At 63.1% G+C, this 14,362-nt stretch carries 13 protein-coding genes and 1 other RNA gene; 12 read left to right on the top strand and 2 right to left on the bottom strand.

All coding sequences use genetic code 11. The annotated features are described in order from the left end of the window. Positions 1-51 precede the first annotated feature (51 nt). The 5 genes from KIT10_14280 to KIT10_14260 all read left to right on the top strand — a co-directional run bounded on the left by KIT10_14280 (position 52) and on the right by KIT10_14260 (position 5,198). Positions 52-1,506, top strand: a complete 1,455-nt coding sequence (locus KIT10_14280) for a hypothetical protein (protein MCW5900428.1) — start codon at positions 52-54, stop codon at positions 1,504-1,506. A 43-nt stretch (positions 1,507-1,549) separates the two neighbouring features. Beyond that, positions 1,550-2,887 carry an MATE family efflux transporter gene (locus tag KIT10_14275; protein ID MCW5900427.1) on the top strand — a complete coding sequence of 446 codons (1,338 nt, stop codon included), beginning with the start codon at positions 1,550-1,552 and terminating at the stop codon, positions 2,885-2,887. Positions 2,888-2,896: 9 nt separating this feature from the next. After that, positions 2,897-3,445, top strand: a complete 549-nt coding sequence (locus KIT10_14270) for a hypothetical protein (GenBank protein MCW5900426.1) — start codon at positions 2,897-2,899, stop codon at positions 3,443-3,445. Between the two features lie 75 nt (positions 3,446-3,520). Continuing rightward, positions 3,521-3,919, top strand: a transfer-messenger RNA (tmRNA) gene (ssrA, locus tag KIT10_14265). Between the two features lie 58 nt (positions 3,920-3,977). Beyond that, positions 3,978-5,198 (top strand): alanine dehydrogenase, encoded by a 1,221-nt coding sequence (locus KIT10_14260; GenBank protein ID MCW5900425.1) that lies wholly within the window; start codon positions 3,978-3,980, stop codon positions 5,196-5,198. Between the two features lie 8 nt (positions 5,199-5,206). On the opposite strand, the gene KIT10_14255 is transcribed toward KIT10_14260, so the two are convergent. Beyond that, entirely contained in the window at positions 5,207-5,650 is a 444-nt protein-coding gene (locus tag KIT10_14255) for a hypothetical protein (GenBank protein ID MCW5900424.1), read from the bottom strand. A gap of 259 nt (positions 5,651-5,909) precedes the next feature. On the opposite strand from KIT10_14255, the gene KIT10_14250 reads away from it, so the two are divergent. From KIT10_14250 to KIT10_14240, 3 genes are read left to right on the top strand one after another with little or no spacing between them, the layout of a single operon-like run. After that, positions 5,910-6,632 carry a DUF2807 domain-containing protein gene (locus KIT10_14250; protein MCW5900423.1) on the top strand — a complete coding sequence of 241 codons (723 nt, stop codon included), beginning with the start codon at positions 5,910-5,912 and terminating at the stop codon, positions 6,630-6,632. Next, entirely contained in the window at positions 6,629-7,390 is a 762-nt protein-coding gene (locus KIT10_14245) for a hypothetical protein (protein MCW5900422.1), read from the top strand. The genes KIT10_14250 and KIT10_14245 overlap by 4 nt, the downstream gene beginning before the upstream one ends. Before the next feature lie 9 nt (positions 7,391-7,399). After that, positions 7,400-8,611: a glycoside hydrolase family 16 protein gene (locus KIT10_14240; protein ID MCW5900421.1), complete on the top strand. Its 1,212-nt coding sequence runs from the start codon at positions 7,400-7,402 to the stop codon at positions 8,609-8,611. Positions 8,612-8,616: 5 nt separating this feature from the next. Here the strand turns inward: KIT10_14240 and KIT10_14235 are convergent, their stop codons facing one another. Then, positions 8,617-9,534, bottom strand: a complete 918-nt coding sequence (locus KIT10_14235) for a hypothetical protein (GenBank protein ID MCW5900420.1) — start codon at positions 9,532-9,534, stop codon at positions 8,617-8,619. A 125-nt stretch (positions 9,535-9,659) separates the two neighbouring features. On the opposite strand from KIT10_14235, the gene KIT10_14230 reads away from it, so the two are divergent. The 4 genes from KIT10_14230 to KIT10_14215 all read left to right on the top strand — a co-directional run bounded on the left by KIT10_14230 (position 9,660) and on the right by KIT10_14215 (position 14,358). Further along, entirely contained in the window at positions 9,660-10,094 is a 435-nt protein-coding gene (locus KIT10_14230; GenBank protein MCW5900419.1) for a MarR family transcriptional regulator, read from the top strand. Continuing rightward, positions 10,091-12,475, top strand: coding sequence for a 3-hydroxyacyl-CoA dehydrogenase/enoyl-CoA hydratase family protein (locus KIT10_14225; GenBank protein ID MCW5900418.1), 2,385 nt, complete (start codon positions 10,091-10,093; stop codon positions 12,473-12,475). The genes KIT10_14230 and KIT10_14225 overlap by 4 nt, the downstream gene beginning before the upstream one ends. A 107-nt stretch (positions 12,476-12,582) precedes the next feature. Continuing rightward, positions 12,583-12,963, top strand: coding sequence for a four helix bundle protein (locus tag KIT10_14220; GenBank protein MCW5900417.1), 381 nt, complete (start codon positions 12,583-12,585; stop codon positions 12,961-12,963). Between the two features lie 219 nt (positions 12,964-13,182). Continuing rightward, positions 13,183-14,358 (top strand): acetyl-CoA C-acyltransferase, encoded by a 1,176-nt coding sequence (locus KIT10_14215; GenBank protein MCW5900416.1) that lies wholly within the window; start codon positions 13,183-13,185, stop codon positions 14,356-14,358. The last annotated feature ends 4 nt before the right edge of the window (positions 14,359-14,362 follow it).

Genomic DNA, 14,362 nt, shown 5'->3' with positions numbered 1-14,362 from the left:
CCTTCGGGACCCGTTCCCATTTGCTGACCTTCGCATCCGTCCGCGACCGCGATGTTGTCCCTGCGAGATGCACGCTTCCTGCGCCATGCCTTCGTGGCGGCGTTCGTGCTGTACGCCATCACCGCTTGGAACAGCAGCGGGTACCACGCTTCCGATGAACACCACCAGGTGATCGCCTTCGCGCAGCATCGCCTGGGCGAGCTTCCTGTGAAAGATCTGGCGTGGGAGCACGAGCGGGCCATGCGTCCTTCGGCCCTGCCGTGGGTCGCGGTGGGCGTGATGTTGGCCACCAGGGCGGTGGGAATGACCGATCCGATGATGGTCACATTCATCCTCCGCGCCATCACGGCACTGCTCGCCTTGCTGGTGCTGCATCGATCGTTGCGCGTGCTGCTGCCGGCCATGGCCGAAAGGCTTCGTATCCCCTTCATCGTCATCACCTGGTCGCTGTGGTTCGTGCCCTTCCAACTGGTGCGCTACAGCGGTGAAACATGGAGTGGCATACTCTTCTTCCTGGGCATGCTCCTGGCGTTGAATGAAGGACGCACGACACGTTGGCCAATGCTCCTGGGCCTCTGCTTGATGGCCTCCATGTGGCTGAGGCCACCCATGGCGGTGGCGGCGGCGGGCCTGCTCGCCTGGCTCGTGGGGGTGCGCGGCGAAAGCCGGGCGACGATGGTGCGGATCATGGTGGGCATGGTGCTCATGTCGGTCATCCTGTTCGTCGCCGACAGCATGTTCTATGGACATGTCACCTTCAGCCCTTGGAACTATTCGCTCACCGGCATCAGCGGACCTCCGGAGCACATGCGTACCACGGCGATGCCATGGTGGTATTACCCGCCCTGGGTGATCAAGTACGCGCTGCCACCGATCGGCCTGATGCTGCTGGCCGCATTGGCGACGCTGATCCTTTATGATCGACGGCATCCCTTGGTCTGGTGCATCCTGCCCTTCCTCATCGCGCATTCCTGGCTGCCGCACAAGGAACTCCGCTTTCTGTATCCCTTGGCCATACTGACGCCCTGGTCGATCATCGCCGCTTGGGCGAAACTCCGCGATACCGGCATCAGCGAGCGCATACCCCTCTGGATGATCCGCACCGCCATCACGTTCATCGCGCTCTTCAACATCGCCGGACTCGCCGTGGTGATGACACAACCGGCAGGCACCGGCAACATGGCCTTTGTCCATTCCCTGCGTGCCGATGATGATGCTCCGGTCACCTGCCTGATCGAGCCTTCGGAAGCCTGGCGGATCGCATTGCCGCCTTTCTTTCGCGCACCGGTACCGGGCGATACGGCCATCGCGCCTCATTCCATCACCGGGCATATCACAACACCCTATGTGATCGCCCAAGCCGCGCAGATCGGCATGGTCCAGATGCGATCGGGTCAAGCGTTCGTCCCGCTCGCCGCATCGCATCCGGCATGGGCGCGCTGGTCGCTGCACCAATACCATTGGGGCGAGCGCGCGGTGGACTGGACCCTGTACCGCGTGAGATAACGGCCTCCGACCGATCGACGGCATCTTTGCGCCGCCGTTCTCCATGCGCCGTTCCCATCCCGTCACCCGCCGCGACCTGGACCGGCTGGCCATTCCGGCCATCATCGCCGGCATCGCCGAACCGGTGATCGCTTTGGTGGACACCGCCTTCGTGGGCCGCCTGGGCACGGCCGACCTCGCTGCGGTGGGCATCGGAAGCAGCTTTTTTCTTCTGGTGGTGTGGGTGCTGGCGCAAACGCGGAGCGCCGTGCTGGCGGTGACGGCGCGCTACTATGGTGCCGGCAGGCTCGATGAAGTGAAAGGCCTGGTGCCGATCGCCATCTGGATGAACTTCCTGCTGGGCCTGGGCTTCTTCGCCCTCACCGCCTATTTCGCCGAGTCCATCTTCCGCCTGTACAACGCCGAGGGCGAAGTGCTGGCCAAGGCCGTGGAGTACTACCGCATCCGCAGCATCGGGCACCCCGTGGTGCTGGCCACCTTCGCCATCACCGGCGCGTTCCGCGGCATCCAGAACCTGAGTTGGAGCATGTGGATCGGCCTGCTCGGTGCCGTGGTGAACCTGGCGCTGAATCCGGTGCTGATCTTCGGCTGGGGACCTTTGCCCGGCCTGGGGATCGCCGGCAGCGCGTGGAGCAGCCTTGTCGCCCAGCTGGTGATGTTCGCCGCCGCGGTGCGTGTGATGCTCGTGCGTACACCCTTCGACCTGTTCCCCGGCACCTGGCGCCACCCGGAATTGCGCGGCCTGTGGCTCTTGAGCGGCAATCTTTTCGCCCGTACGCTGGCGTTGAACGTGTGTTACTACCTGGGCAACCGCTATGCCACGGGCTATGGCGACGCGCACATCGCCGCGCACAGCATCGCCATGCAGATCTGGCTCTTCAGCGCCTTCTTCATCGACGGATACGCGGCCGCAGGAAGTGTGGTCGCCGGACGGTTGAAAGGCGCGCGCGATTGGCGGCAACTGCATCTGGTGGGCTGGCAGGTGACGCGCATGAGTGTGACCATCGGCGCGGCGCTGGCGGTGGTCTACCTCCTCGGTTATGGCTTCATCGGCAGCCTCTTCACACGCGACCCGGTCGTGCTCGCCCTGCTGGCCGGCGTATTCTGGATGGTGGTCCTCACCCAGCCGATCAACGCGGTGGCTTTCGCCTTCGACGGGATCTACAAAGGGCTTGGCAATGGCCTGGTCCTGCGCAATGTGCTGATGCTGTCCACCTTCCTGGTCTTCGTGCCGATCGCCTGGGGCACCGATGCGCTCGGCTGGGAACTGCACGCGGTGTGGGCCGCCTTCCTGGCCTGGATGTTCGTGCGTGGTGGTCTCCTCGCCTGGCACTTCCAGCGCCGCTATGGCCGCCTCGCGGCCGCCATGCGGCACGCTTAACTTCGACGCATGATCCGCACCATCACCCTGGCGATCCCGATGCTCCTGGCCCTGTCCGCGATGGCGCAGGAAGAGAAGAAGGACGACCGTCCCTTGGGCGACCGGCTCTGGTTCGGTGGCAACATCGGCCTGCTGTTCGGCAACGTCACCTTCATCCAGCTCGATCCCATGGTGGGCTACAAGGTGGATCGCGAGGGACGTTTCATGGTGGGCACAGGACCCAGCTACTGGCACTTCGCCGACAAGCGCTTCACCCCCACCTGGACCTTCACCGGATACGGTTACCGGGTCTTCAGCCGCTACCGCTTCATTGAACAGGCATTCGCGCACGCGGAGTTCCTGAACATGAATGTGGACGGCGCACGCAACGAACTCTTCGGCCCGCTTGACCAGCGCATCTGGGTGCCGCACCTGTTGGTGGGCGGCGGTTACATACAGCGCATGGGTGGCCGTTCCGGCATCGTGGCCCAAGTGCTGTTCGAGGTGCTGCAGGACCCCAACAGCGTGTACTATGGCATGGGACCCATCGTGAGCGTGGGCGTGGGCCTGGGCTTCTGATGTGCCAGGTGTCCCTGGTCACCGTGCCGAGGTGGGTGTTCGCCGTACCTTTGCGGCAGTTCATTGAAAAACCTTGGGGCCGACATGGATTCGACAGCGGCTTCGTGAGGTGTGGCAAGCATGCCGGGCGTGTGGTGCGGCCCGTATCCCAGTGCCACAACGCCATAACTGGCGAAGTAGACTACGCTCTCGCTGCCTAAGAGCCTTAGGCTCTGAAGCTTTATCCACGTGAACAACAGTAGCGTGGACGAGTACCCCTCGGAGAGGCCCGTTTCCCTCCTTTCCGGACCAGGGGTGTCGCCCTGGGAAGCTGGCCCGCGCGGTGGTCCGGAGCGCGGGTAAGACACAGGACCTAAGTCCACGCTGGGGTGCCCTTCCCCAGGCGCGGATCGAAAACCAATGAAGCGGCTAAGCATGTAGAAAACCCATTTCGCGGTCGTTTGGACGAGGGTTCGATCCCCTCCGGCTCCACACTTGAACAGGGTCCTCCGCAAGGGGGGCCCTGTTCTGCTTTTCTTTGCCGCCGCTCAAAATGGCAGCACCCTTCAGCAAGCTGGGCATCATTCGCGAGGGCAAGGTCCCGCCGGACCGGCGCGTGCCGCTCACTCCCGCGCAGTGCCGGGCCGTCGCGGAGCAACATCCCCAAGTGGACCTGGTGGTCCAACGCGCTGCCGCGCGCGCATTCACCGACGCCGAATACGCCGACGCGGGCGTGCCCTTGGTGGACGACCTGAGCGACCGCGACCTGATCCTCGGCATCAAGGAAGTTCCTGTGGACATGCTGCTGCCCGGCAAAGCCTACCTGTTCTTCAGCCACACCATCAAGGAACAACCCCACAACAGGAAACTTTTGCGTGCGGTGCTGGACCGGGGCATCACCCTGATCGACCATGAACTGCTGACCAATGCGGCGGGCGAGCGCGTGCTGGCCTTCGGCTATTGGGCCGGCGTGGTGGGTGCGTACAACGGCATCCGCGCCTGGCGGCTGACGCATGGCGGCATCCCGCTGAAGCCCGCGCACGAATGCCACGACCTGGAGGAACTGGAGCGCCATCTCCATGCCTATCCGCTTCCGAACGACCTGCGGATCGTACTCACCGGTGGCGGGCGCGTGGGCAAGGGCGCCATGGGCGTGCTCGAACGGGCCGGGGTGGAACGCATATCGCCGGCCGACTTCCTGGCCGGGGAACACCGTGGTCCCATCTACTGCGTGTTGGGTTCGGCCGATCTGTATGAACGTGAGGATGGCCGGCCCTTCGACAAGGCCGCATTCCACCATGATCCCAGCGGCCATCGCGCCCGATTCCTGCCTTACGCCCGGCGGGCGCACATCTACATGGCCTGCCACTTCTTCGATCCACGCGGACCCAAGATCCTGACCGCCGACGACCTGCGTGATCCACAGCGTAGCATCGAAGTGGTGGCGGACATCAGTTGCGACATCGGTGGCCCCATCGACAGCACCCTGCGGGCAAGCACCATCGCGGAGCCCTTCTACGGATATGATCCCGTCTCCGGACGTGAGGTGCCAGCAGGTTCGTCAGGCAGCATCACGGTCATGGCCGTGGACAACCTGCCCTGCGAATTGCCGCGCGACGCTTCCGAAGCATTCGGCAATGACTTGTTGGCGCGCGTCCTGCCTGCTTTGGTCGGCGACGATCCCGAAGGCATGGTCGACCGTGCCACGATCGCGCGCGAAGGGCACCTCACAGAGGCCTACCGTTACCTGGAGGGATACGCGTCAGGGACCTGACCCACGGCTCAAGCCACACGCACGGTCAGTTCCAAGGCGAAGCAGACCGTGCCGTCGCCCAGGTCACGGCAATGTGTGCGGATGGGGCCATCGCTTTTGCGCGCCATGGTGATCAGCCCCAGGCCCGCGCCGCCGTGCTCGGTACGTTCCTGCATGGAAAGCAACTTCAGGTACTGGCTCTTCAACTCGGCATCATCCATCTCATTGAGGATGTCCACCCGGTGGCTGAGCAGCGCCGCGGTGGCGGCCGGCACCACATTGCCCATCACGAGCCGATACCCCCAAGGCGCCCGCACCATGCGCGCGAAGGAGGATACCGCTGAATTGGGCAAATGGTGGTGGTGGATGTTCTCCAAGCCCTCGGTGAGCACATTGAAGAGCCGTTTGCGCGCGGCGACGGGATCGCCCGATGCCAGACTCGCCTCCTCGGCTATCGTGAGCAACCGATGCACCACCCCATGATCCACCAAGCCTTGGTGATCGAAGGCCATCGTGGCATCTGGCACTGGCACATGCGGAACAAACGTGTCCGCGGTGCATCCGCTTCCAGCCGTGCTATCCGCCACTTGCTGCTCTATGTGCACCAACCTGGACATTGTACGATGAAATTGGGATAACTGTCGGCAAAGTGCCTCTTTTTGTCGATATACGCAACCGTTCGTCCCTTGGTTGCGGGGTTTGGCCATTTAGCTTTGCCTGAAACGGACCGCGATGACCGGAACGACGCCCCTCAAGCTCTCCATAGGACTGGCCATCAGCCTGTTGTATAGCGGATGCTACTTCGGCCCCTGCATTTCCGCCGAAGGCGTCGTGGAGACCCGATCCATCTCGGTGGAACCCTTCCAGAGTCTGATCGCCGAAGGCCCCATGGACATCAAGGTCACCCCCGGTGCTGAATATGGCGTTGAGGTGGAAGGCCCATCCTCGTGGAGCGAAATGGTACAAGCTGAAGTCCTGGGAGGGGTCCTCACCATCAGCATGGAGGGCTGTCTCAGCGGGCGTGGCAAGCTGATCGTGCATGTCACCGCACCTTCACTGGCTGCCGTGAAGCTTCGCGGCTCCGGCGATGTGAAGGGTGCCATACCATCCAGCAGCGATGCCGTCCTTGTTGAACTCCATGGCAGTGGAGACATGGAGCTGGAGATCGCTTCGGCTTCGGTGACCGCCGATCTGCGGGGTAGCGGGGACATGGTGCTGAAAGGCGCCACCCGCAGCCTCGTGGCCAGGCTCCATGGCAGCGGTGACATACGCGCGGCCGGGTTGGAAACAGAAGAAGCCGTGGCGGAGGTGCGCGGTTCGGGCGACATCGTGGTGAACGCCCGTGGATCACTTTCGGCCAGCGTTCATGGCAGTGGCGATATCCGCTACCATGGCGATCCACATATCGCGAAGCGTGAGGTGCGTGGTTCCGGTGATATCCGCCAAGCGAAATGAGAAGCTCAGTACGACCCGATCCGCTGCCACTCTTCGCATTGCTCTTGGCATTGGGCGCCTGCGGAACGGAGAATGGACAAGGAACACTTCCGGAGATCGGGCCGGATCCTTCTGCGACCAATGCGTCACCGGGCCTTGGCGCGCCACTCACCTATCCCATGCTGGATGATCAGGTGCGCCACGACACCCTTCTGATCCAGGTCACCTTCGACCTCGGTGACGGTACCCAGGTGATGGTGGCCTCGCATGTGGACGAAAAGTTCGAGGGTCTTCGGCTGTACAGGTACCGCGTACTGCCGGACAGCCAGGCCCTGGTGCTGAAAGCTTCCGGGCCAGCCTACGACAGCTGGACCATGCTGCCCACCTTCTTCCGGCATCCGCACGACAGCGCGGCGTGGATCATACTGGCCGACTTGGGCGAACGCCAGAGCTGGGGCCAGAAGGTCTTCCGTTTGGATGCCGGGGGGTTCAACGAACTGGGCTTCCTGGATGTGGCGCTACCGGTGAGCTTGCCTGAGGCGGACGGCGGTGCGAAGCTCAAAGGCATCGGGCCGGTGACACGCGTCATGAAGGATGGTGATGACATCCTCTTCCGCTTCCAGGTGCCGGTGATCCACCTCTATGACGACCTCGCTGGCGGCATCGATCTGCGCATGGGCGGCGATCGCATCACCTACCGTTGGAGCCCCACCTTGGGCATGGTTCTGCACGTGGACGGCAAGCCACGCCGGCCGAAGAAAGTAGCGCTCCGGTCATAAATTGCCGGCATGCCCACCTGCCATGTCCATTCGCGACGGCGCCTGCTTGCGCAAGCTGCGCTGATCATCCTCCTGCCCTTGTCCGCGCAGGCCCAGAAACGCACCTTGGGCGCTGAGGAATTCTCACCCGGCGGACCTTGCGACAACGCCGCCTGGAAGCTGGTGTTCCACGACGAGTTCAATGGGGCCGCGCTGGACCGAAGCAAATGGATCACCTACTTCCCCTTCAGCGAGGACGGCAGCGAGAACTGCGCCGACTGCCGATACATGAGCGGCACCAACAACATCTTCACCGAGTCGCAGGTGTCGGTGAACGAGGGCAGACTCCTCCTGGGCGTGGCCAGCAAGCCCACCACCTGGTACCACCACACCAAGGACCACGAGGCCGGACTGGTGCGCTCCATCGGCTCCGCGGAGTTCACCTACGGGCGCTTCGAGATGCGCGCCAAGATCCCCTATGGCCAGGGGCTTTGGCCGGCGTTCTGGACCTTTGGCGGGGAAACGGAGATCGATGTTCTGGAGATGTGCGGCGAACGCACGAAGTACCTGAAGATGGCCCTGCACCGCTGGGGCGCGCAGAAGCACTCGGGCGGCGGCAACCACAAGGGCCCCGACATGGCGCAGAACTTCCATGTGTACGCCGTGGAGTGGGAGCCTGATGAGATCCGCTTCTACCTGGACGACGAACTCGTGCTCACACAGGGGCGATTCGTGGATGCCAGGGGAAGACCATTGCCCGGTTGCGACAGAGCGGCAGGAACGCATCCCACCGCGCCCTATTATCCACGCGGCACCGATGCGACGAACATCCTCATCAATCTCGCCGTGAGCAACCCCAAGGGCTTCTGCAAGGGACCTAAGCGGCCTGTGGCCTGGGCGCCCGGCACCGCGCTGGAAGTGGACCATGTGCGCGTGTACCAACGCGAGCCACAAGCCGGGTTGGCGGACCTGTGCGCCGCACCGCGCAAGTTGGCGGCCGATGGTGGCGAGGGCGTCTTGCGCGTCGGACAGGAGCGGCGCTATACGGTCACCGGCCCCCACGGCGACCTGCATTGGAGCACAGGCGAAGGCGTCGCTGTCGTTTCGCGTGATGCGAGTGGGATCACCGTGCGCAACATGGGCACCGTGCATGGCCCGACCTGGGTGCGCGCGGAAAGCCGGGACGATCCCTGCCCGCGCGGACCGCTGATGCTGGAAGCCGGTCTGGAGCTGGGCCGCTGATCGGATCAGTGGACGATCGGGACCATCCCGCGTACGCCCATGTCCACCACGGTGTCGCCCGCGCCGGGTTCGAAGATCCCGTCACCGGCCACATCCACCCACTCGAAGCTGTTGTTCGTGCTCAGCGAAACAGTGATGACCACATCGCTCGTCTCGCTGCCGGTGATCACCAACGGTTCCGCGAAAGCGCCGGTGACCACACAACTGCCGGCTGGAATGGGCGAAGTGGCGAAGATGGGATTGGGCACGGTAGTGGCGCCCGGTGGGGCCTGGCCCTGCAGCACCGGCACAGGGATCGGCGGGTCCAGCACCTCGGAAGCCCAGAATCCCTGGAGTTTGTTGGCGTTCACCGCCACGCTCTGCTGTGCCACTTGGAAGGTGCCGATCCAGGTGTTGTAGCCGATGAAGGAAGCCAGGCGCGCATTCATGTCGAAGGGCGGGAAACCGGGCTCCACATGGCGAAAGCGGACGTCGTACTTCTGGTAGGCCAAGGACACGCGCAGCCACTGATAGGTGCCGGCCGAGAGCTCGGTGAGCGGAATGCTCAGGAAGGTGCCACCATCGCCCACCCGCACACTCTGCGAGAAATCGATCGCCGTGGCGCCACCGGCGTTGGTCTCCGGCGCATGGTAGACCACGCTGCCCGCACCCAGCGCCGTGAAGGCCGATGGGGCGAACTCCACGTAGTGCGCGCTCATCTCCTGGAACTTCGGATGCTGTGCCCCATGGCCAGCGGGGATCCCCACCACCTGGCCCACATTGTTCAAGCGCACCTGCGTGCTGTCGAACTTGAACTTCAGGATCAGCCGCGGTGCGGGGTCACCGCCAACGGGAGGTGGCACCGGTGCCGGATCGTCCTTCTTGCATGCAGCGAGGAGCAGGACGCCGAGCAGGGCGATAGCGAATGGTTGGAGTCGCATGATGGTGGGAATGAGGCCGGATCTGGCCGTGCGAAGGTACCAAGGACCATGCCCGGCGAACATGAACAGGTGATGTGCCGTTATTGTTATGCACGCATACTTTCTCTGCTTATCTTGGTCCCTGCCACATGAAACCCGAAGAGACCATCGACTTCCACATCCGCAAGCTCTGGAGCCGCATCGCCCGGATATACAACAGCGAGGCGGCGAAGTATGGGGGCAGCATGGCCATCGGGCAGATCCTGCTCAACATCGAACCGGAAGGCACGCCCAGCACCAAGCTGGGGCCGAAGATGGGCATGGAGAGCCGCAGCCTGGTGCGCACCCTGCAGACCATGGAAGAGGCCGGGCTGATCAAACGCATCGCCTGCCAGGACGACAAGCGTGTGGTGCGCATCCACCTCACCCCGAAAGGCAAACAGATGCGCGATGTGAGCCGCGAGACCGTGATCAAATTCAACCAACGCGTGCAGGAGGAGATCCCCGCCAAGGACCTCGCGAACTTCCACGCGGTGATGGACAAACTCAACGACCTACTCGAACGCAAGGAACTGCTGATATGAGCAACAAACGCAACATCCGCAAGGTCGCCGTGCTCGGAAGCGGCGTCATGGGCAGCCGCATCGCCTGCCATTTCGCGAACACCGGCACCGAGGTGCTGTTGCTGGACATCGTCCCGAAGGACGCTGTGGACAGCAAGGACCCCGCAGCGCGCAACAAGATCACCGACGAGGCCCTCGCCTTCGCGCTGAAGAGCAACCCCTCGCCGATCTACGACAAGGCCTTCGCCAAGCGCATCACCACGGGCAACTTCGACGACGACCTGGCCAAGGTCAAGGACTGCGACTGGGTCATCGAGGTCATCATCGAGCGGCTCGACATCAAGCAGCAGCTCCTGGAGAAGGTGGAGAAGCACCGCAAGCCCGGTTCGCTCATCACCAGCAACACCAGCGGCATCCCCATCAACGCCATCGCACAGGGCCGCAGCGAGGATTTCCGCAAGCACTTCTGCGGCACGCACTTCTTCAACCCGCCGCGCTACCTGCCTTTGCTGGAGCTGATCCCCGGCCCGGACACCGACCCCGCCGTGCTCAGCTTCCTGGAGGACTACGGCCAGCGCATCCTGGGCAAGGTCACCGTGCTGTGCAAGGACACGCCCGCCTTCATCGCCAACCGCATCGGCGTGTTCAGCATCATGGGCCTGTTCCATTCCGTGAAGGAGTTCGGCCTCACCGTGGAAGAGATCGATCGCCTTACCGGTCCCGTGCTGGGCCGCCCCAAGAGCGCCACCTTCCGCACCGCCGACGTGGTGGGCCTGGACACCCTGGTGAACGTGGCCAAGGGCCTGAAGGACAACTGCCCGAACGACGAGCAGAACGCCCTTTTCGCCATCCCCGACTACCTCGCGACGATGGTGGAGAAGAACATGCTCGGCAGCAAGACCGGCAAGGGCTTCTTCTTCAAGGACCGCAGCAGTGCGAAGGGCGACATCCTCGCGCTGGACCTCAACACGCTGGAGTACCGCGAGCAGGTGAAGCCCAAGTTCGCCACGCTGGAAGCCGCCAAGAAGCAGGAAGACCTGGTGAAGCGCATCCCCGTGCTCTACGACGGCACGGACAAGGCGGGTGAGTTCTACCGCAAGAGCTTCCACGCGCTGTTCGCGTACGTGAGCCACCGCATCCCCGAGATCAGCGACGAGCTCTACAAGATCGACGATGCCCTGCGCGCCGGTTTCGCGTGGGAACTCGGTCCCTTCGAGTACTGGGACGCGATCGGTGTGGAGAAGGCGGTGAAGGATATGGAAGCCGCCAGCGTGAAGATGGCCGCATGGATCGGCGACATGCTGAAGGCCGGACACACCAGCTTCTACAAAGTGGAAGGCGGCAAGCGCATGTACTACGATGCCGCCAGCAAGAGCTACAAGCCCGTGCCCCGTGGCGAGGGCCTCATCGTATTGGCCGACCTGCCCGACAGCAGCATCGTGTGGAAGAACCCCAACGCCGTGGTGCGCGACCTGGGCAACGGCATCCTATGCCTGAGTTGGAGCACCAAGATGAACACCATCGGTGCGGAGGTGATCCAGGGCCTGAACAAGGCCATGGACCTCGCCGAGGAAAGCGGCAAGGGCCTGGTGATCTACAACGATGCCGCCGTGTTCAGCGCAGGCGCCAACGTGGGCATGATCTTCATGATGGCCGCGCAGCAGGAGTACGAGGACCTCGAAATGGCCGTGCGCACCTTCCAGAACACCATGATGCGCGTGCGCTACAGCAGCATCCCCGTGGTGGTGGCGCCGCACAACCTCACCCTCGGCGGCGGCACCGAATTGTGCCTGCATGCCGACAAGGTGGTGGCGCATGCCGAGACCTACATGGGCCTGGTGGAGTTCGGTGTGGGCGTCATCCCTGGCGGCGGCGGCACCAAGGAATTCGCCCTGCGCCTCAGCGATGAACTGAAGGAAGGCGACATCCGAATCAACCGCATGCGCGAGCGCTTCCTCACCATCGGCACCGCCAAGGTGGCCACCAGCGGTCACGAGGCATTCGGTCTCGGTTACCTGCGTCCCGGCGTGGACGAGGTGATCGTGAGCCGCGCCCACCAGCTGGCCTACGCCAAGCAATGCGCGCTGGACCTCTGGAACAAGGGCTACACCAAGCCCGCGCCGCGCAAGGACATCACCGTGATGGGCCAGGAAGGACTCGGCATCGTCTACGTGGGCGCCAACAGCATGCTCAGCGGCAACTATATCAGCGAGCACGATGCGCTCATCAGCGAAAAGCTCGGCTACGTCCTCTGCGGCGGCGACCTCAGCGAGAAGACCGAGGTGAGCGAGCAGTACCTGCTCGACCTGGAGCGCAAGGCCTTCGTGGAGTTGTGCATGCAGAAGAAGACGTTGGAGAGGTTGCAGAGCATCATAACGACGGGGAAGGTTTTACGGAATTGATGGCTGTCCGATGTCTTATGAAGGCTGACGGTTGCTGTCCTATGTCCGATGACTGTTGACAGTTGCTTGAGCCTAACAAGAGCGAAACCCACCAACCCCACATCACCATGAACCGCTTCAAGAAACTCGACGTGTGGAAACAGGCCCTGAACCTCTCAGTGGAAGTGTATCGTGCCACGGAGAAATTCCCGAAAAAGGAGGTCTATGGGCTGGCAAGCCAGATGCAGCGTGCAGGCGTATCCGTGCCCAGCAACATCGCTGAAGGTGCGGCGCGCAACCACGATGGCGAGTTCTACCACTTCCTAGGCATTGCGTGCGGTTCGGCTGCTGAGCTCTACACACAGTCCATGATCGCTTGCGAGCTGGGCTATATCACCCGCGCCCAATCGGACAAGATCACCGGAGAGCTGGACCACATCATGAACCGGATCTTCAAACTGCAGGAACAACTGGAAACGAAACACAAGAAGCGGCCGGTGCGGAGCTAGGTGGCTGTCCTATGTCCTATGTCGGTTGTCTTATGCCGCTCACCCATTTGGCAGGTAGTGCGATCCTCTCGGACTGCGTTACCTACCAGACCCGCCAGCAATCGTCAACCCTCATAAGACAACGGACAATCTCTCAGATACAGCAAACCTCTCCGATAGCACGACCTACCAGACCCGCGAGCAACCGTCAACCGTCAGAAGACATAAGACACTCCCCCCATGAACGCATACATCATCGCAGGTTTCCGCTCCGCCGTAGGCAAGTCCGGGCGCGGCAAGTTCCGTTTTACACGTCCTGACGATCTCGCAGTTGGCGTGGTGAAGCACCTGGTGGCCAGCGTGCCCAACCTGGACATCGAACGCATCGACGACGTGATCGTGGGCAACGCCACGCCCGAGGCCGAGCAGGGCCTGAACATCGGCCGCATGATCAGCCTGATGGGCCTGAACACCAACAAGGTGCCGGGCATGACGGTGAACCGCTACTGCAGCAGCGGTAGCGAGACCATCGCCATCGCCGCGGCCAAGATCCACAGCGGGCAGGCCGACTGCATCATCGCCGGTGGCGTGGAGTGCATGAGCCCCATCCCCTTCGGTGGCTGGCGCATCGTGCCCAACGCCAAGGTGGGCAAGGCCAACCCCACGTGGTACTGGGGCATGGGCCTCACCGCCGAGGCCGTGGCGCGCGACTTCAAGGTGAGCCGCGAGGACCAGGACGCCTTTGCGCTGGCCAGCCACGAGAAGGCGCTGGCCGCCATCGCCGCCGGGCGTTTCAAGGACGACATCGTGCCCATCGAAGTGGAGCGCGTGTACCTGGACGCGAAGGAGAAACGCCAGGTGGAGAAGTACGTGGTGGACACCGATGAGGGTCCGCGCGCGAGCTCTTTGGAGGCACTGGCGAAGCTGAAGCCCGTGTTCGATGCCAAAGGCACGGTAACGGCCGGCAACGCCAGCCAGACCAGCGATGGCGCCGCCTTCGTGCTGGTGGTGGGCGAACGCATGCTGAAGCAGCTCAATGCGAAGCCGATCGCGCGCCTCCTCTCCTACCACGTGGCCGGCGTGGAGCCGCGTATCATGGGCATCGGTCCGGTGGCGGCAGTGCCCAAGGCCGTGGAGATTGCCGGCCTGAAGCTGAAGGACATCGAGCAGTTTGAGTTGAACGAGGCCTTCGCATCTCAGTCGCTTGCGGTAGTGCGTGAACTGGGCATCGATCCCAGCATCGTGAACGTGAACGGTGGCGCCATCGCGCTGGGGCATCCGCTGGGGTGCACGGGGGCGAAGCTTACCGTGCAACTGTTGAACGAAATGAGAAGGAGGAAGCAGAAGTACGGGGTCGTCACCATGTGTGTCGGCACCGGCCAGGGCGCAGCCTCCGTATTCGAACTCCTGAATTGACAAG

This window comes from Flavobacteriales bacterium, from assembly GCA_026129465.1.
GTDB lineage: Bacteria > Bacteroidota > Bacteroidia > Flavobacteriales_F > PHOS-HE28 > PHOS-HE28.
Note: the sequence above shows the minus strand (reverse complement) of the source record. Positions and strands in the feature narration are given on the sequence as shown.

Bases quoted from the DNA above. Each gene is read 5' to 3' on its own strand.
- KIT10_14280 (MCW5900428.1), top strand. From the start codon at position 52: ATGTTGTCCCTGCGAGATGCACGCTTCCTGCGCCATGCCTTCGTGGCG.
- KIT10_14275 (MCW5900427.1), top strand. From the start codon at position 1,550: ATGCGCCGTTCCCATCCCGTCACCCGCCGCGACCTGGACCGGCTGGCC.
- KIT10_14270 (MCW5900426.1), top strand. From the start codon at position 2,897: ATGATCCGCACCATCACCCTGGCGATCCCGATGCTCCTGGCCCTGTCC.
- KIT10_14260 (MCW5900425.1), top strand. From the start codon at position 3,978: ATGGCAGCACCCTTCAGCAAGCTGGGCATCATTCGCGAGGGCAAGGTC.
- KIT10_14250 (MCW5900423.1), top strand. From the start codon at position 5,910: ATGACCGGAACGACGCCCCTCAAGCTCTCCATAGGACTGGCCATCAGC.
- KIT10_14245 (MCW5900422.1), top strand. From the start codon at position 6,629: ATGAGAAGCTCAGTACGACCCGATCCGCTGCCACTCTTCGCATTGCTC.
- KIT10_14240 (MCW5900421.1), top strand. From the start codon at position 7,400: ATGCCCACCTGCCATGTCCATTCGCGACGGCGCCTGCTTGCGCAAGCT.
- KIT10_14230 (MCW5900419.1), top strand. From the start codon at position 9,660: ATGAAACCCGAAGAGACCATCGACTTCCACATCCGCAAGCTCTGGAGC.
- KIT10_14225 (MCW5900418.1), top strand. From the start codon at position 10,091: ATGAGCAACAAACGCAACATCCGCAAGGTCGCCGTGCTCGGAAGCGGC.
- KIT10_14220 (MCW5900417.1), top strand. From the start codon at position 12,583: ATGAACCGCTTCAAGAAACTCGACGTGTGGAAACAGGCCCTGAACCTC.
- KIT10_14215 (MCW5900416.1), top strand. From the start codon at position 13,183: ATGAACGCATACATCATCGCAGGTTTCCGCTCCGCCGTAGGCAAGTCC.